The sequence below is a fragment of the Sorangium sp. So ce145 genome (assembly GCF_051525985.1).
Taxonomy (GTDB): Bacteria; Myxococcota_A; Polyangia; order Polyangiales; family Polyangiaceae; genus Sorangium; species Sorangium cellulosum_B.
Genome location: NZ_CP150315.1, coordinates 11,603,744 through 11,621,399, shown reverse-complemented (window position 1 = coordinate 11,621,399; position 17,656 = coordinate 11,603,744). Strand labels below are relative to the sequence as shown.

General features: G+C 72.3%; 8 protein-coding genes and 1 pseudogene. 2 read left to right on the top strand and 7 right to left on the bottom strand.

Translation table 11 applies throughout. The features are described from left to right. Positions 1-198: 198 nt before the first annotated feature. From WMF34_RS43175 to WMF34_RS43155, 5 genes are all read right to left on the bottom strand, one after another. On the bottom strand, positions 199-3,552 hold the full coding sequence (locus WMF34_RS43175) for a protein kinase domain-containing protein (RefSeq protein WP_437991464.1): 3,354 nt from the start codon (positions 3,550-3,552) through the stop codon (positions 199-201). A 67-nt stretch (positions 3,553-3,619) separates the two neighbouring features. After that, complete coding sequence (locus tag WMF34_RS43170; RefSeq protein ID WP_437991463.1) at positions 3,620-7,279, bottom strand: FIST N-terminal domain-containing protein; 3,660 nt, start codon at positions 7,277-7,279, stop codon at positions 3,620-3,622. A 120-nt stretch (positions 7,280-7,399) separates the two neighbouring features. Next, the gene (locus tag WMF34_RS43165) at positions 7,400-8,677 is read right to left on the bottom strand and encodes a PP2C family protein-serine/threonine phosphatase (RefSeq protein ID WP_012241036.1); all 1,278 of its coding nucleotides are present in this window, start codon (positions 8,675-8,677) and stop codon (positions 7,400-7,402) included. A 48-nt stretch (positions 8,678-8,725) separates the two neighbouring features. After that, positions 8,726-9,748 (bottom strand): hypothetical protein, encoded by a 1,023-nt coding sequence (locus WMF34_RS43160; protein WP_231864547.1) that lies wholly within the window; start codon positions 9,746-9,748, stop codon positions 8,726-8,728. Between the two features lie 246 nt (positions 9,749-9,994). Continuing rightward, entirely contained in the window at positions 9,995-10,858 is an 864-nt protein-coding gene (locus WMF34_RS43155) for a hypothetical protein (RefSeq protein ID WP_437991462.1), read from the bottom strand. 487 nt (positions 10,859-11,345) lie between these two features. Here WMF34_RS43155 and WMF34_RS43150 point away from each other — a divergent pair. Then, positions 11,346-11,681 (top strand): annotated as a pseudogene (locus WMF34_RS43150) (ABC transporter substrate-binding protein); the annotation flags it as partial. Between the two features lie 72 nt (positions 11,682-11,753). On the opposite strand, the gene WMF34_RS43145 reads toward WMF34_RS43150, so the two are convergent. Both WMF34_RS43145 and WMF34_RS43140 read right to left on the bottom strand, forming a co-directional pair. Beyond that, on the bottom strand, positions 11,754-12,848 hold the full coding sequence (locus WMF34_RS43145) for a PEGA domain-containing protein (RefSeq protein WP_437991461.1): 1,095 nt from the start codon (positions 12,846-12,848) through the stop codon (positions 11,754-11,756). A gap of 392 nt (positions 12,849-13,240) precedes the next feature. Further along, entirely contained in the window at positions 13,241-15,394 is a 2,154-nt protein-coding gene (locus WMF34_RS43140; RefSeq protein ID WP_437991460.1) for a DUF2169 domain-containing protein, read from the bottom strand. Positions 15,395-15,650: 256 nt separating this feature from the next. Here WMF34_RS43140 and WMF34_RS43135 point away from each other — a divergent pair, with 256 nt between their 5' ends. Further along, positions 15,651-17,561 carry a type VI secretion system Vgr family protein gene (locus WMF34_RS43135; protein ID WP_012241030.1) on the top strand — a complete coding sequence of 637 codons (1,911 nt, stop codon included), beginning with the start codon at positions 15,651-15,653 and terminating at the stop codon, positions 17,559-17,561. The last annotated feature ends 95 nt before the right edge of the window (positions 17,562-17,656 follow it).

Genomic DNA, 17,656 nt, shown 5'->3' with positions numbered 1-17,656 from the left:
GAGAGCGCCGCGCCGCGGCAGCCAGCATAGCGCAGCCGATCGCCGGCCGGACAGCCGATGCCGAGGAAGCGACGCTCCTCTGCCCCTCCGCTGGCCGGCGCGGCGCTCGCGCGCCGGCGCGGCGCGATGTCGCGGACGCCCTCACCGCGCCCCGCGCCGCTCGCGGGAGCGCACCACGGCGGCGCGGCCCGCCCTGGCTCAGCCCCCTTCCCGCGCCCCGGTCGGCCTCTTGATCGCGATCGTCCGCCGCGCGCCGCCCGACTCGAGCGTGAGCTCGAGGGTGGCGCCCTCCTGCGCGCTCGGCAGCGCATGACGCATCGCTTCAAAGCTGACGAGCGGCCGGCCGTTGATCGCGACCACGGCGTCGCCGACGCGGACGCCCGCGGCCGCGGCGGGGCCGCGGTCTTCCACGGCGACCACGACGGCGTCTCCGCTCGTCTTCAGCGCGCCTTCGAGCAGCGGGAAGAGGGGCGCCGCGGTCAGCCCGAGCGCGCTGACCGTCCTCCGGTAGCTCTGCACGGCCGCGTCGAAGCTCTCCTTGCGCATGCGGTAGCGCGCGACGGCCGCCACCGCGCCGCCGCGCTCCTGGAAGCGCGCGTCGACGCGCTCCGGGGTGGCGAACGCGCCGACCTGCTTCAGGTAGCGGCTCGCCTCGGCCTCCGCCGAGCCGGCGCGGCGCGCGCCGCCGCCGTGCGCCTGGATGAAGGCGTACGCCTGCGACCCCGCGAGCGCCGGCAGGACGTTGCTCGCGAGCCGGGAGATCGCGTCGGCGCGCGCGACCGCGAGCGCCGCCTCTCGGCTGGCGCCGGAGCCCTCGCCGACCACGAAGATCGCGTCGCCCTCGGCGGTGAACGGCCTGTCCATCCACGGAGCGCTCTCCTCGGCCGGCGGCGCCGCGCGCCACCCCGAGTTCGGCGCGGGCGGCGGGTCCGCCCTGGCGGCGGTGCGCGGGCGTCCCCGGCCCTGGTAGGCGAAGGCCACGGCGAGGACGAGCAGCGCTCCCGCTGCGAACGCCGCGAGCACCCCGCGCGAGCTGGAGCCACCGGCCGCCGAGACGGCCGCGGCCGGCGGAGACGCCCCCGCCGGCGCCGCTGCGCCCGCGCCTGCCCCCGCGCCCGCGCCTGCCCCTGCCGGCGCCGCTGCGCCCGCGGGCGCCCCTGCCCCTGCGCCCGCCTCCGCCGTCGTCACGTGCGCCCCCGCGGCAGAGCGCTTCGTCGCCGGCTCGGACGCCCCGGCGAGCGTGGGCGCCGGCTCCGGCGCGGCGCCGAGGCGCCTCAGCGCCGGCCGGAGCCACGGGAACGCGAGCGGCGCGTTGCACCGCTTGCACGGCACGTACGGCTCCCGGTCCTCGCGGGCGGCGTGCGCGGCCTCCTTCACGTCGAGCAGCGTCTGCCGGGGCGCGTTGCACCGCTCGCAGGTGCCCTCGACGATCGCCGAGACCACCTCCGCTCGCAGCGGGGGGCTCTCGGAGGCGAGGTGCTCGAGCAGCACCACGGGACAGCCCTCGATCTGGATCGACGTCACCTCGCCGCCCAGCGCGCGGAGCGAGAGCGCGAGCGCCCTCGCGCCCTCGGACGTCACCCCCGCCGCGCCCGCGAGATCGAGCACCAGCGCCCCCTCGATCCCGTCGAGCGCGCGCTTCCACCGCACGTGCGCGTCGAGCTTGCAGCGCACGAGGAGGCGCGTCCCGCGCTCGTCCACCGTCTTCTCGATCGCCTCGCGGGTCCCCGCGTCGAGCCGCGCGAGCTCGTCGAGCGCGGCCCGCACGTCCTCCGGCAGATCGATCCCCGCGTGGACCGCCGCGAACGCGAAGTAGCTCTCGGCGTCGTCGTCGAACACCGCCGCCGCGCCGCAGCGCGGGCAGGGGCTCGCGGGCGGCTCGTGCGTCCTGACGAGGTGCGCGTCCCTGTCGCAGTCGAACAGCCGATCGAAGGCGGCGCCGCAGCGCTCGCACCGGTACGGGCCGTAGAACGACACGACGCGCCCGTCCCCGAAGAAGCGGCGGATCATGCTGATCTGGTTCACGATCGGCTCGGTGCAGCGGCCGATGTAGATCTCGGACGCGCTCCGCGACACCTCGGCCAGCATCGCCATCCACTCGCGCACGCCGAACGACGTGACCCGCTGCACCCCGCCCAGATCGAAGAGCACGCGGCCGGAGATGCCGCGCGCGACCGCGAGGCCCTGGAGCTCCTCGGTCATCCGCCCCGACAGCGAGACGATCAGCAGGCTGCCCAGCCTCCGCTTGGTCACCGTGAGGGCCCGCGGCCCGTGCCCGTGCGCCCCCTCGGGCTCCGCGCCCTCCACGCCGGCGCCGGCGTCCACGAGCGACAGCGCGGGGAGCCTCCTGGAGCGCGGCGGCGTGTCCAGATCCGCCGCGGCGTCGGGCCGCGACGCCGCGAAGAGCGGCGCGGACAGCTTCGTGGCGACCGCGCCGGGGCGGCCGGTCTCGGCGGCCTGCGGCTCCGCGCCCACGGCGTCGAGCGCGCCCGCGAAGGAGTCCTCGTTCTGTATCGATTCCTCCTTCTTGACGATGTGCGATTCGAGGTCCGCCCCCGAGGCGAGCGCGCCCCGCCACGCCTCCACGCGCTGGCCGAACAGCTCCGACATGAACGACGACAGCGCGAGGGCCGAGGTGGCGAGCCGCTCCTCCCGGGCGAACGCCTCGAGGTCGATCTGGAGATCCCTCGCGGTCGCGTACCGCTTCTCCCGATCCCGCTCCAGGCACTTGAGCAGGATGCGCTCCAGCCTTGGCGGGTAGTCGGAGCAGACCTCGCTCGGCGGCATCACCGGGTCCTCGACGATCGCCCGCATCAGCTCGAACTCGGTGGCGCCGCGCCGGAACATCCGGCTCCCCGTCGACATCTCGTAGAGCAGGAGGCCGACCGAGTAGATGTCGCTCCGGCGATCGAGGTGCTCGCTCGTGCACTGCTCGGGCGACATGTACGGGACCTTGCCCTTGAGCGCGCCGTCGCGCGTCTCGTTGACGCGGTTCGCCGCCTTCGCGATCCCGAAGTCGAGGATCTTCACGGCCCCGTCGTAGGTGACGATGACGTTGTGCGGGGACACGTCGCGGTGGACGATGTCGAGCGGCTTGCCGTCGAAGCCGACCTTCTCGTGCGCGTAGTGGAGCCCCGCCGCGACGCCCGCCGCGATGGTGATCGCGTGCTCGATCGGCATCCGCCGGTTCGCCGACCGGAGCGACTTCCGGACGGTCCTGAGATCCTCGCCGTGGAGGTACTCCATCGCGATGACCGGCACGCCGTCGACGTCCTCGATGTCGTACATCTGGACGAGGTTGGGGTGGTCGAGGGTGGCGGCGATGCGCGCCTCGTCGAGGAACATCCGCACGAACTCGGGGCTGTCGACGAGGTGCGGGAGGATGCGCTTGACCACGCAGATCTTCCTCACGCCCGAGATGCCCGCGACGGAGGCCACCCAGATCTCGGCCATGCCGCCCATGCCGATCTTCTTGATCAGGCGGTACCTGCCGAGCGTGGTGGGGTGGCGCGAGCCGGCGCTCATGGGGCCGGCGGCGTGGCGGTCGGTCATTCGACCGCCTCCATCGCGCGAGCCGGCGGCGTCACTTCTCCAGGAGCGCGGCGGGCGGTCATGGTGCTCATCGAGGGCCTTCGGCCTGGGATTTCGCGAAGCTCACGCTGCGGCGCTCACCGCGCGACTCGATCTGGAGGGTCATCGTACCACCGGCCGGCGCGCGCGCCCACGCGTCCGCCGCGGCCTTCCCGAAGATCTCGACCGAATGGACGGGGCGCTCGTTGACCGAGAGCACGATGTCCCCCGCGACGACCCCTGGATCCGCGCCACGCTGCGGGCGCTCCGCCGCGACGACGACGAGCTCGCCGGAGGTGCGTACCCGCGCCTCGAGCTGCGGGAAGAAGCGCGCCACGGTGAGCCCCTGGAACGTGGCGGTCTGGCGGTAGAGCGCCGCGGCCGCGTCGAAGCTCTGCCGGGACAGCCTGTACCGCGCGAAGGCGAGCACGCCGTCGCCTTCCCGCCGCACGACGGCGTCCACGCGCTCGGGCGTCGCGAACGCCCCGGCCTGCGCGAGGAAGCGCCCGGCGATGCGCTCGACGACCTCCGCGCGCTGCGCCGCCCCGGCGTCGGCCGGCGGCTGCGTGACGAGGAGCTCGGCCGCGGGTGAGCCCGCGAGCTCCGCGGCGAGGCCGGAGGTGAGGCGCTCGATCGCGCCGCTGCGCGCCGCCGCGAGCGCGCCCGACTCGCTGGCCGCGGGGCCGCCGCGGCCGACGACGAGCACGCTCTCGCCCTCGACGACGAACGGCCGCTCCACCCACGCGGGCGGGAGGTCGTCCATGACCGACCAGCCCGCCGTGCCGGGGCCGCTCGCGGGCGGCCCCGGCGCGCGCGCCTCGCCCGTGCGCGCCGGCGAGGCCGCCGGAGCCGCCGAGGCCGCGGGCGCTGCCGAAGCGGCGGGCGCCGCCGAGGCCGCTGGCGCCGCGGCGGGGCCGACGCCGCCGCGCCACGCCGCGAAGCCGGCGGCCGCGAGCGCCACCCCGCCGAGCAGCGCGAGGAACGGCGCGTTGCCGCCCGCGCCGCGCTGCTGCGGCGCGGCGGCGCCCGCGCCGCGCTGCTGCGCCTCGGGCGCCGCGGCCGGCTGCTGCTGCGCGCTCGCCGCGGGCAGGGCGGGCGGCAGCGGGACCGAGGGGGCGCGCGTCGCGTGGGCGCCGAGGACGTAGAGCAGCGAGCGGGAGCCGTCGAAGGCGAGCGGCGTGTTGCAGCGCTTGCAGGTGACGCTCGGGTCCTGGCCGCCGCGGAGCAGAGGGGCGTGCCGATCGACCTCGACGAGCACGGTCCGGGTCGCGCTGCAGGACGCGCAGCGGCCCTCGACGACCGCGGACTCGATCCGCGCGAGCTCGGGCCACGAGGGGCCCGCCGTGCGCTCGGCGAGCAGCCGGGGACAGCCCTCGATGCGGATCGCCTCGACGGCGCCGTCGAGCTTGCGGAGCGCCGACTCGAAGCGCGCCGCGCCGTCGGCGGTGACCGCGGGGACGTTGCTCAGATCGAAGACGACCTGGCCCTCGAGGCCGTCGATGATGCGGCTCCAGCGGATCGTCGCGGTCAGCTTGCTGCCCACCTTGAGGCGCGTGACGCGCCCCTCGACGGACTTCTCCACCACGTCGCCGACGGCGGGCTCGTCGGCCTTCTCGAGCTCGAGGAGGATCTCGCGCACCTCCGGCGGGATCGCGCCGGCGCCGTGCTGGGCGACGAACCCGAAATACGTCTCCGCGTCGTCGTCGAAGGCGCCGGCGCCGTCGCAGCGGGGGCACACCGCGTCGGGCGGCTTGCCCTCGGCGAGCGAGGCCGCGTCGTGGGCGCAGTCGACGAGGCGCTCGAACTGGGCGCCGCACGACTCGCAGCAGTACGGCGCATAGAACGAGACGACCCGCCCGTTGCCGGCGAACCGCCGGATCATGCTGAGCTGGTTGATGACCGGCTCGGAGCAGCGCGCGAGGTAGAGGGCGCGGAGGCGCGGCTGGGCCGCGTGGATCATCTGGAGCCACTCGCGGACGCCGAACGACGTGATCCGCTCGACGCCGGCCAGGTCGAGCAGGACCTTGCCCTCGAGCTCCCGCGCGAGCGCCGCCCCCTTGAACGCCTCGGTCATGCGCCCGGCGAGCCGGACGACGAGCACGTCGCCGATCGTGCGCCGATCGAACGCGAGGCCGTCGAGGCGGCCGGCGGCGCCGGCGGGCGGCACGCTCCGCGTCGGCGCGGCGCGGGGCGCCCAGGCGGCGGGCGGCGGCCGGTCCACGGTGGTGGGGCTGTGCCCCGACGAGACCGGCCCCGACGCGGGCTCGGCGCTGTGCGGGCGCGACGCCCTGCGGCCGTTCGGCGGCACCCGGATGGTCGGCCGCGGCTCCTCGCCCTCGCGCCCCGGCGACAGCGGCGACGGCCCCGGCGTCGCGCTCGACGCCGACGCCGGCGCGTCGAAGGAGGCCTCGGACGTGAAGGTCGAGTCCGACGCGATCTCGAGCTCCTCGAACTCCGCCATCCCGCCGGCCGGCTGCGCGACGACGCGCGCCGCCACGGCCGGCGCCCGCTTCGCGGCGCGCGGCCTTCGCTCCCGCGGGCCTTCGCTCCTGGCGAGCGGCGTGGACGCCTCGGAGAGGACGGTGAGGGTCATGGTCTGGTTGTGCAGGTCGCAGTGGCCGGTCGCGTACGGCGAGATCTCCCCGTACGAGTAGAACCCCGTCACCTGCGTGCCCTTCGGCAGCACGTCCGCCACCGCCTCGACCTCTTCCTCGGTCCGGTCGCCCAGCACGATCCGGCGCCCCACGCAGCTGATCGCGATCGCCAGCGCGCTGTCCCCGCCCGCCCTCCCCGCCTCGCTCGCCGCCCTCGCCGCCTGCTCCGCGCCCCCGATCAGCCGCTCGAAGTCCGCCTTCATCAGCTGCACCAGGTGCCCCCTCGGCACGTCCCCCGCGAACGTCAGCGACTGCGCGTCGTGGTCCACCGCCAGCACCGTCCGCACGAGCGCCTTCTCGTCCTGCGCCGTCGCGCGCAACGCCAGCGGGAACAGGAGCGCCGACGCCGGCAGCTCCGCCGCCTTGTCCCCGAGGTACTCCTTGTACAGCGAGAGCGCCGGGCGTCCGTCGACCTCGTAGAGCACGTTGCCCTCCGAGCGGGTCACCACGCGCTCCGGCCCGAACTTGTCCCAGCCCCCCTTCGACCCGTGCTGGATCACCACGTGCTCGCCGTACAGCCCCACGGCCGCCACGAGCCCGCTGCGCACCACGTCCCCCGCGCACACCCACGTCCGCTTGAACTGCGTCCCGTCCCCGGACAGGCCCCCGGTCACCACCACCGACTCCGGCAGCACCGCGTTCAGCCCGCGCACCAGCTGGCTGCCGTTCACCCCGAGCCCCTCCGACAGCACGAGCACCCCGCGCAGCCCCGGCCGCTCCAGCTTGCGCGCCAGCGCCTGCCCCGCGGCGAACGACCCCGACGCGCTCGCCACCTCCACCTGCGCCGTCGCCAGCGTCGTCCGCTCGAACCGCGCCACCGCCACCGTCAGCGTCCCGTCGCGCACCGACGTGCCCGCGATCTCCCCCGCGCTCGAGCACCCCACCACGTGCGACCGCGGGTACGCCCGCCGCAGCTCGCGGATCGCCCCGGGGTCGTCGAGGAGCTCCGGCGCCCCGAACGCCAGCACCAGCGTCCGCTCGCTGTCGAGCACCGGCAGCACCCGCACGGACCACTTCTTGGTGTCCCGATCGTAGTGGAAGGTCTCGAGGATCATGGATCTCCTCGCTCTCAGGCTACAGCACGCGGGGGGCGGCGGGCGTCGTGTCGTGACGGGGCGGGCGCCATGACGCGGCGGTCGAGCTCGCTCGTGCGCCCCTGGCCCTCTACGAAGCCCTCACGACACGCGCGCCACGACGAGCGTCACGTCGTCGTCGAGGGCGCGCTCGCCGCGGAACCTGGACACCGCCGCGACGATCGCGTCCCTCGCCTCCTCGGGCGGGCCGGCGGCCACGCTCTGGAAGAGCGATCGCAGCCGCTTCTCGCTGAACTGCTCGCTCGACTCGTTCTCGCACTCGGTCACGCCGTCGGTGAACCAGAGGAGCGCGTCCCCGCCCTCCAGGGCGATGGTGCTCGACGTGTACTCGGCCGAGCTCGCCGCACCGAGCGGCTCGCCCTGCGCGGCGAGCTGCCGGATCGCGCTGTTCCTGACCAGGTAGGGGAACGGGTGCCCGGCGTTCGCGAGGGTCAGCGACCCGGCTGCGGGGTCGAAGATGCACGCCGCGCACGTCATCAGGAACTTCTGCTGCCCCGCCTCGAAGATCGAGCAGTTCATGACCCGGAGCAGCTGCGCCGGGCCGATCGCCTCGCGCGCGAACGTGCGCACGACGTCGCAGGCGGCCTTCGCCGCCCCCGTGATGATCGCGGACGAGATGCCGTGCCCTGTCACGTCGCCGACGACGGTGAGCAGCCTGCCGTCCGGCAGATCGTGGAACGTCCACCAGTCGCCGCCGCACTCCGCCGCGGGCTGGAAGTGGCTGGCGAGCCGCAGGGAGGGCCGCTCGATGACGTCCTCGCTCGGCACGAGCATCTGCTGGACGGCGCGCGCGACCTCGAGCTGCTTCTTCAGCGAGGCCTTCTCCGCCGTGTCGTAGAGCAGCTGCACCAGCCGGTCCCCGAGCGCGACCAGCTGCACGCGGACCTCGTTGATCGCCTCGTCCGAGCCGCTCGCGCCCGCGGCGTCCTGGGTCGCGCTGCCAGGCGCGGCCTGGGTCGCGCCGCCGGGCGCCGCGCCGCTCAGGGAGAAGAGCTCGCCGAGCTTCGACGCGAAGCGCCGCTTGGCCGTGGAGATCGTCGAGCCGACCTCGATCGGCCGCGACGGCTCGACCTGCGAGCTCGCGGCGTCGTGGAAGATGGTCAGCGCGTCCCCGATGGCCACGACGACGCTGCGCAGGCGGTCCCGCTCGGCCAGGAGCTGCCGGTGCAGCGCGCCCATCTCGTTCGTGGAGAGGTCGAGCGAGCGGGTGAGCAGGCTCCGATCGTCGGCGACGTGGCGGTAGTGCTCGCTGATGCGCGCGACCACCTTGTGCCAGGTCTCCTTGTCGGGCGGCGCGTCGAGGTCCTCGAGCCCGAGGCGCCTGAGCTGCCGCGCGAGGAGCGGATCGATCTCAGCCATGGCGCCCGCCTCGGCCGGCTCGCCGTCCTCTCGCGCCGCGCGCGTGCGTCACCACCCGGTCCGCTCCAGCGTCTCGATCGCCGGCGTGGAGCGCTCGAAGAAGTGGAGGGACGCCGGGAGCGAGCGGAACTCGCGCGGGTTGACGTCGAGGTCCCAGAAGGAGGTGACCATGGTCGAGGCCATGGGCGAGACGTCGACGACCAGCACGGCGCCGGCCGCGTAGATCTTGAGCATGCCGAGCCCGGCGCCGCCGCGCGACGTGTCGAGCACGGGGGCGCTCGTCGAGTCGGCGCCGCGGGCGCTCAGGCCGCGGGTGATGCCCTCGAAGACGTGGTGCCGCCGGAGGCCGCCGAACGGATCGTGGGCCTGGAGGGCGAGGTACGCGCCGTCGGTGCCGAGGCGCAGGGTGGGGATCTCGTTCTCCTCGAGCACGAGGTCGCGCCGCCTGTCGTGCGCGTAGCGGGGGCGGCCGCGGCGGTCGACGGGCGCGTCGTACATCGCGTTCATGAGCAGCTCGTGCGCGAGCGAGGCGAGCCGCTCGGCGACCCGCGCGGGGGCGCCGGAGCGCTCGGCCCAGTGCGCGACCTCGGCGACGGTGCGGTCGCGGTCGTCGCTCGTGCGGGGGCGCCATTTCACGATGGTGGCGCCCCAGGAGAGCAGGTCGGAGAGCCGAGGCGGCAGGGCGAGCGGCTTGAGGATGCGGCGGACAGCGAGGGCGATCTCCCAGGGCCGCGGCATGGAGGCGAAGCTCGGCCAGCCGACGATGCTGGAGAGGCGGGGCTCCTTCAGGGCGGCGTGGAGGATCGCGTCGGTGCTGCCCGAGGTCCACACGAGCAGGTGCATGCTGGGGTATCGCTCGGCCGCCCACTCGAGCGCGAGGTCGAGATCGGCGGCGTCGCAGCCGAGCAGGAGGGGTCGCTCGGACAGCCGGGCGCGCAGCTCGGCGGGATCGCTGGCGACGGGGACGTCCTGCAGGCCGGAGGCGGCGGACATCGCGCGGGCGATGCGCTGGCCGACGACGCGGTTCCGCTCGAGGACGGCGATCGTCGCTTTGGGAGGAGAGGCGCTCAAGGGCTCACCGCGGGTTATCCCCCAGGGCAGCCGCTGCCCAGGGGGTGGACACGGCCCATTACATCACAGCGCGCGTCCGAGAGGTGCCGTGAAGACGCCGAGCCGCCGCGTGGGCGTGGAGGCACGGGGCGCGGGGGCGCTGGGGACGCTCGCCCCCGCAGGCGGCCGCACACACGGAGCCGGCGGCGCCGCCGAGCGCCGGGTCCGGGCCCTGTACGGCATACCTCCGTCAAGCCGCCGTGCCGGTCACCGGACGCACTGAGACCAGGCCGTCTTGTTGTTGACGGTGTGCTGTTCCCAGTCGAGCGTCGTTGGATTGTACTCGAGCCAGACGCCATCGGTCCAGTTGTTCGACGTGAAGGGCCCGCCCAGCCCTGTCATGCCGCACGCCACCCCGCCGACCGAATTGCTCGCCAGAAGATCGATGCGATGGTTGTTGCCGGCGATCCACTGCCATGCACCGTAGTTTTGCGGCACGTCCACGCAGATGGCCTTCACCGTGGCCGTCACCGGGGTGTCCACGCCCGTGGTGCTGACGCCCTCGAGGAACCATTCGCCCGAGGCATCCTTTCGCACCCTCGCGTAGTCCGTGATCCAGTTGTTGTACCTGAACGCGCCGTTGCTGATCACCTGCGTGAGGAAGCACCGCCGTGACGACGTGCCGAATCCCATGCTCGTCGGCAGGCCCTCCCCCGGTCCCCAGGTCCAGGTGTATTGACCCGTCCTGTTCTCCGCCGTGTTGACGCACACGGCGTTGGCGCCCAGGTTCTGGCCGGTGGCGGCGTCGACGTCGAGGATCCAGTCGCCGCCGGACCGCTGCACGCGCACCGAGGCCTGAGAGCTGGCCCCGAGCTTGCCCCAGACGCCTGCGAGGAAGCACGTCCGGTCGACGTCCGTCCCCAGGTTGAGCTGGCAGCTCCCGCCGCATCCCCAGCTGTACCCCGACCAGCCGATCGCCGCCTTGGCCTCCCCGACGGGCTCGTCCAGGGTCCCCTCGCCCTCATCGCCCATCTCGCTCACGCAGCCCAGCGCCAGGGAAGCGACGATCAGCGCCAGCGCCGAGCCGAGACGAGCGCTCCAGGGCTTGTTCATCAGCGGATTCGTTCTCATGGGAGGAGCTCCTTGGCAGAGGGGAAGTGAGTCGATTTCAAGTTCAGGACAACACTCCGACCTCTATCGTTTTCAGCGATGGTTTGTCAACACGGTTAACTTTCTAGCTAACAGCGCCTCCTCTGCGACATGAAGCATGAAGGAGGAGGTCCGGAACAAGCGAGCACCACGCGCGGGTGAGCCCCCTGCTTGCCTGTCTTTGGTCCGCTTTGGTCCGGGCGCGCGGCGGGCCCGCGACCCGCTCGAGCAGGCCTCCGGCCCTCGGCGTCCCTCGCCGTGCCTCGTCGTCCCCCGCCGTGCCTCGTCGTCCCTCGCAGGACGGCGCGACGGCGCGCGCGGCGACTGCCACGTCTGCGCGTTGACACCCACATGACTCAACCGGCAAAGTGTTCCATGCCATGCCGAGCACGGCATGGAGGACCTCGCGCGGCCGTTCGTCCCCGAGATCGAGAAGGTCTATGTCGCCAAGGACCCGGCGAACCACCATTACTACCGAGATCTCATGTCCGCGGAGCTCGTGAAGCCCGTCGGCGAGGCGAGCGCGCGCAACTGGCACCGCTACGGCGACAAGGAGGCCGACAAGCTGTTCCAGCAGTTCGAGGCGGCGACGGAGTCAGCGGAGCAGAAGCGCATCCTGGACGAGGTGCAGATGCTCTACGCGCAGAACGCGCCGGTGATCCCGCTCTTCAAGAACCCGTCCTGGGGCGAGTACAGCACGAAGCGCTTCACCGGCTTCCCCACCAAGGAGAACCCGTACGCCAAGCTGTCGCCGAACAACCCGCCGGAGTACCTGCTCGTCCTCACGGAGATCAGGCCGAAGTGACGCGCCGCGGGCCTCCGCGGGGGGGCACCGCGAAGGCCGCGTCGACGGTGATCCCCTTCACGGGCGGCGGGCTCACCACGCCCCGAGCGCCACAACGCCCATCTGCTGGGCCGTCGTCACCGGCAAGACATGGACGGCGGCCGGCGCCGCCTTCGCTCGCGGGGACGAGGAGCCCGCGAAGAAGGACACCACGGTCGCAGCGCCAACGACGACCCCCGTCGCGACAAGGGTGGCCCCGAGGGCGCGGGACGTGTCGCGCTGGACGCGCAAGCGGTGGAGCTCGGAGCATGCGGAGGGCTGCGGCACCTGGCGGCACGCGTCCGAGGTCCATGCTGGATCGCGGTAGAGGCCATCGCCGCGCTCATCGATGTCTCCATCGAGGACGTTCGCCCGGAGCATGAAGACGGTCCCCGAGGAGATGGCGGCCGTCGTGACGGCGATCCCCGCGATCCGCAGTGTTCCCGGCCACGACGCCCAGGGCCCGGGCGCCGGGGCCGCGGCCGGTCCGACCGGTCCGCGCTTCGCCGCGCTTGGCTCGGGGGCGGGCGGGGGCGGCGGGGCCACGCGCGAGAGCGTCAGCGTCGCGCCGAGCGTCGCCCCGCCGGCGATCTCGACCCGATGAGAGAGCTCCTCGTATCCCGACAGGCGGGCCCGGAGCGTGTGTTTCCCTGGATCGACGAACAGCTCGAGGACCGTGGCTCCCGTGCCGATCGGCTCGTCGTCCAGGAGGACCTCGGCGTCGGGCGGGGCGGCAGCCACGTAGATCCTTCCGACGTGCTCCAGCGCCTTGTTGAACGCGGTCGTGAACCGGCGGACGAGCGGCTCCTTCAGGGCGGCATCGTGTTCGAGGCTCTCCCCCAGGTGCTCGGCGGCCTCCCGGTGCTTGCCCTGCTCCAGCTCGGAGAGCCCGAGATACCCGAGGACCTCGGCCAGCTGCGCCTCGGTCATCCCGGCGGCGTCGGGCGCCGCCAGGGCGGCCTCGAAGCGCGCCTCGGCGTCCGCCCACCGCCGCCCGAAGAAGGCGATCCGCGCCTGCTGGCGCAGCGCCGCGGCCGCCGGCGGCGAGCCCCCTGGCGGCGGCGCCGCGCGCGAGGGGCCCGTGGCGCTGATCAACGCGCCGAGAAGGCAGCACCGCAACAGGACCGACCGCAAGCGCAAGCGCGTCATAGATAGCCCACCTTATCAATGGCATCGCCAGCCCGGCAACGGCGCGCGCCCGCGCCGCTGCGTGCGTTTCCACGACGATTTGACGTCGTCTCGACGTGCCCGTCGACCGCGCGCACCTGAACGTCTGCTCCTTACGCGAGACCGCCCAGCACGATGGCGTTCCACTTCCATCTGCACCCTGGGCTGGTGTTCCATGGAACGGTCCCCCCACCCACGCGCGAGCTCGATCCCATGCCCCCTGCCGCCTCGCCCAACTTCGCGTTTCTCGCCCACCACGACCCGCGCCTCGTCGTGCTCGGGACGCAGGCGGAGCGCTACTTCGCCGAGGACCCGAACACCTGCCTGGTGAAGCTGCGGCAGTTCGGCGAGATCCTCGCTCAGCGCGCCCGCCTTCAAGCTTCGTCCGCCTTCCGCATTGCAGCCCGCACCGCTGCCGCCGCCTTCTTGTCTTTCACGATCCTCTCCAGCCACACCCGCCGGATCCGCATCATCGACTCATCCGGCAGGCCCAGCTCGGCCAGTGCCGCCTGGCCCTGCCCCTGCTCGGCCGAGATCACAAGCTGTGCGTACTCGCCCGCTGTGATCGGCCCGCGCTCCTTCTCGAGTGCCGCCACGTAGGCCGCGTCGTACGCTGACAGGAGCTTCTTCTTCCGGCGCGCGATCTCGTCCTGGATCTCGTCAAGCCACTGTTCGTGCAGCGACTGCCAATTCTTCGGCGTGAGCTTCTCCGCTTTGAGGATGGTGTCGCAGTCCGCCGGCCGCTGCGCGAGCTTGGCCGCAATGACTGCGCAACGCTCGATGGGGTAGGCCGCGAGAGGCGGTGCGGGCTCCTCCGGCGCGGGGAGCGGACCAGGCTTTTTCGCCTGGGTGTCAGGCTCGGGCGCCTCCTCTGCCGAGGGCTCCATCGCCCCCATGTCTGGCCTCGCCAGTGGGCCGAGCATGGCAGGAGGGGCGGGCTCCTTTGCCGTCAGGGGCGGAGACCTCGCATCGCGCTCAGGCGCGGGCGGCGCGTGCAGCGCAGGCGACAGCGCTGGAGGGATCGCGACAAGCGGCGGACGCAGCACCTCGTCAGGAGCCTCTGCTGGCTCCACCCCTCGCGGCGAAGACTCTGCTTGGTGACGTAGCGCAGGCTCAGCTCGCTCGCCCTGCACGAATGGCAACGCGGGTTTCGCGGCGACCAGTGAAGCCGCGCTGGTGGCAGTGGGCGCATCGGCGGGCGGCTGCGCCGCGGCTGCCGGAGTGGGTACCGCGGCTGCTCGTGGCGCGGCCTGAACGAACGCAGCGGCCGTGGCCTCGAGGTGCTGTGCCCGACTCGACGGGGGTACCACGGCCGCCGGCGGCGCGGACTGCACGAAGGGGGGGACTGCGAGGCGCTGCGCCGGGCTCGACGGGGGAGCAGGTTGGCCCGCGGGCACTGTGGGGAACGGTAGGGCCGGCCGGGAGACGGCGAGATCCTGATTCACGTCCAACGGCAGGGTGCAGGCCTCAGGGTCATCCTCGTCGTGCACGGCGCTATCGCCATCGTGCGCCTGGTCGTAGGGCGCTTGGAGCCCGATCTCGCTCATCGCGCCGCCGCCGGCCCGGCCGCTCGCGAGCCCCACTCCAGAACTGCTGGCCACGCCCTCGCTGTCGTTACTTACGAGGGTCTGATAAGGCTCCTCCAGCGCGACCAGGATCTGCCCGGCCTCTTGCGGCTCTCGGAGCGGGACCTGGCCGCGCCAGGTCACCGTGCAGATGCAGCGGTCGGTGTTGATCCAGAGCAGATCGGGCCACATGGCGACGCCCTGCAAGGGCTCGCCGGGGCGGTCGACGTAGGCGCGGGGGTGGAGCCCCGGGAGGCTCGTGACGAGGTGCGGGTGCTCGGGGTGGAGATGCTCGAGGATGAGCCGCTCGTCACTGCTGAGCGCGGTGGTCTGCTGGTCGACCGGCGCGGCGTTGAAGTAGCTGACGTCGAGGTCCGGGGGCAGGGGCTGGCGGTGCCAGTCGTTGCCGGGGAACGTGGCCGCGTAGCGCCCCAGCTTCTGCCGGCGGGTGGGCCATCCGGAGGCAACGGGTCCAAATCCCACGGGCTCGATGACGTCGTCCGGCCCGATGACGACAACGCCTGGACGCTGGAGGTTGGGGAGGTTGCGTCGCCCGTGGATGTCGCGAGCATGGGGGGGCATGCCGACGGGGTTGGAGGTGCCGGGGCCGCCGCCCGCGTACTCCCAGAGCAGCGGCATCCTGGTGAAGCGCGAGCTCTGCTCGAGGACGCCGTGCTGCGTGAAGCTGCGAGCTCCGTAGACCTCGATGGCCTTGTCGATGTCATTCACGATCACGCGGGCAGTGAGGGATCGGACTGCCGTGCCGTTGGGCGAGAAGGCGTGGCCAACGAGGACGACGTCCGCCCGGGCGCGGTGGGGGACGAAGTCGGAGGCCGCATAGAGACTCCAGCACGTGTCGTCGCGCCAGTGGCGGTCGGATAGGTGGAGCGGCTCCTGCTCGGCCGCGAGGGCACACACACCGGGGTACAGCTTGAACGTGCTTTTACAGACGAACGTCTGCATCCAGGCGCCTGGATGAGGTTGCCACACGACCAGGCCAACGGGGAGCTGCGAAAGGGAGACGACCTTCACTCCGCCGGCGATACTGCAACCATCAACACGAGGCGTCAATGTGTGGGCGTTCGACCGTCTGAACGGCCGCACCGGCGGAGCCCTGAGCGTACGATGCGCGCGGGCCCCTCTTGCGGACAGGGATGGCTGCCGGATAACATCGGCTGTCCGCTCTACAAGCGCAGGGTAGACCGGGCTAGGAATGCCCATGGCCGACACGCACCCGATCATCCGAAACAAGGGAACCGGACTGAGCTCGGGGGTCTACCGAGTCGAGGCGCAGATCGCGTCGGGCGACATGCTCGATGTGCGTCGCTTCCAGGTCACCGAGCGGATGTCCTCGCTCTTCGAGGTCCAGATCGTCGCCGTATCGGACAACCCGGATATCGACTTCGAAGCCGTCATCGGCCAGCCCATGACCTTCACCGCGCACGCGAATCAGACCCGCGTCTGGTCCGGACTGTGCAGTCATCTCCAGCAGGTGGCCGTCGAGGAGCGCTACCTCTCCACCTACGAGCTGACCCTGGTCCCGCGGCTCTGGCTCGCCACCCAGCGCCGCAACTACCGCATGTTCCAGCACAAGTCGGAGGTCGACATCGTGCTGCAGCTCCTCGGCGAGTGGGGCATCTCCCCCACGCGGCGGCTTGCCGGCGAGTACAAGAAGCGCAAGTACCGCGTCCAGTACGGCGAGAGCGACTACACCTTCATCAGCCGCATGCTGGAGGACGCCGGGGTGAGCTTCTACTTCGACAACGGCGGAGAGAGCCGGCTCGTCCTCGACGACCGCCCCCAGGCGAACGTCGCCCGCGTGCCCATCACTTACCGCGATCACCCGACCGACGCCGACCGCGAGCACGTCACCAAGGTCGTCGTCGGCCGCCGCCTGCGACCCGGCAAGTACACAGTGCGCGACCACGACCACCGGAGGCCCGCGAACTACAAGCTCCTGGCCACCGCCTCCGGCGCCGGCCCCGTGGAAGATCAGCTGGAGCGCTTCCATTATGTGCCTGGCGCGTTCCTGTTCGAAAGTCAAAAGGGCGAGAGCTCGCCGACAGCCGACGATCAGGGCAAGTACCGCGCGGACGAGTCCGAGGGCGAGGCGCTCGCTCAGCGTCGGCTGGAGGCGAAGCGCGCCTCGGCACGGGAGATCGTGTTCAAGACCAACGTCATCGATCCCGCACCGGGCGCCGTCCTCTCGTTCCTCGAGCACCCGAAGAGCGAGCTCGGTCCCGACAAGAAGCTGCTCGTCCTCGAGTCCCAGCTCTCCGGCGAGGTACCGGCCGAGTGGGAGCACTCCTGCGTCGCCGTGAGCGCCGACGCGCCCTACCGACCGCCGCTGCGCACGCGCAAGCCCCGCGCGCAGGGCGTCGAGAGCGCCACGGTGGTCGGTCCGCCCGGCGAGGAGATCCACGTCGACGAGTTCGGCCGCGTGCGCGCCCACTTCCACTGGGACCGCGAGAGCAAGATGAACAACGACTCGTCGTGCTGGATCCACGTCAGCCAGCCCTGGGGCGGCGCCGGCTTCGGCGGGACCAACCTGCCGCGCATCGGACAGGAGGTCATCGTGGACTTCCTCGGCGGCGATCCCGACCGGCCCATCATCGTCGGCCGCGTGTACACCAACCTCCAGAAGACGCCCTACTCGCTGCCCATGAACAAGACGCAGAGCGGCTGGAAGAGCAACTCGAGCCCGTCCACGTACGGCTACAACGAGATCATGTTCGAGGACAAGGCCGGTAGCGAGCTCGTCAGGATGCAAGCCGAGAAGGACCTCCACAAGCTGGTCAAGAACGATCAGGAGACGACGATCGGCCGCGACCGGACGACGGGGATCGGCCACAACGAGGACGTCACGGTCGGCAACAACGCCACGAAGAGCGTGCTGAATAGCCTGCGCGAAGCGGTGGGGATGATCCGCGCCCGCGCCGTGGGTGTCGACGAGGTAGTGCAGATTGGCCGGAATCAGACCATCGACGTCGGGGAGAAGATCGAAATCACGTGCGGTAAATCGAAGTTCGTGATGGACAAGGACGGCAACATCACGCTCAAGGGCGTTAGGATCCTGGTCGATGGGAGCGAGCATGTCCAGGTCTTCGGCGATCCGATCGATCTCAACTAGCCCTGAACGCGGTCGCAGAAAGCGGCTGGAGCCCGGAGCTTCATGCCGAGCCACATCCCGCGGCGTCCCGTCCGGTGTCGTCCTTCTTGGTGTCC

What these genes read in the sequence shown, in the direction of transcription:
- WMF34_RS43140 (WP_437991460.1), bottom strand. Translation starts at nt 15,394, where the DNA reads ATGCAGACGTTCGTCTGTAAAAGCACGTTCAAGCTGTACCCCGGTGTG.
- WMF34_RS43135 (WP_012241030.1), top strand. Translation starts at nt 15,651, where the DNA reads ATGGCCGACACGCACCCGATCATCCGAAACAAGGGAACCGGACTGAGC.
- WMF34_RS43145 (WP_437991461.1), bottom strand. Translation starts at nt 12,848, where the DNA reads ATGACGCGCTTGCGCTTGCGGTCGGTCCTGTTGCGGTGCTGCCTTCTC.
- WMF34_RS43170 (WP_437991463.1), bottom strand. Translation starts at nt 7,279, where the DNA reads ATGATCCTCGAGACCTTCCACTACGATCGGGACACCAAGAAGTGGTCC.
- WMF34_RS43165 (WP_012241036.1), bottom strand. Translation starts at nt 8,677, where the DNA reads ATGGCTGAGATCGATCCGCTCCTCGCGCGGCAGCTCAGGCGCCTCGGG.
- WMF34_RS43155 (WP_437991462.1), bottom strand. Translation starts at nt 10,858, where the DNA reads ATGAGAACGAATCCGCTGATGAACAAGCCCTGGAGCGCTCGTCTCGGC.
- WMF34_RS43175 (WP_437991464.1), bottom strand. Translation starts at nt 3,552, where the DNA reads ATGACCGACCGCCACGCCGCCGGCCCCATGAGCGCCGGCTCGCGCCAC.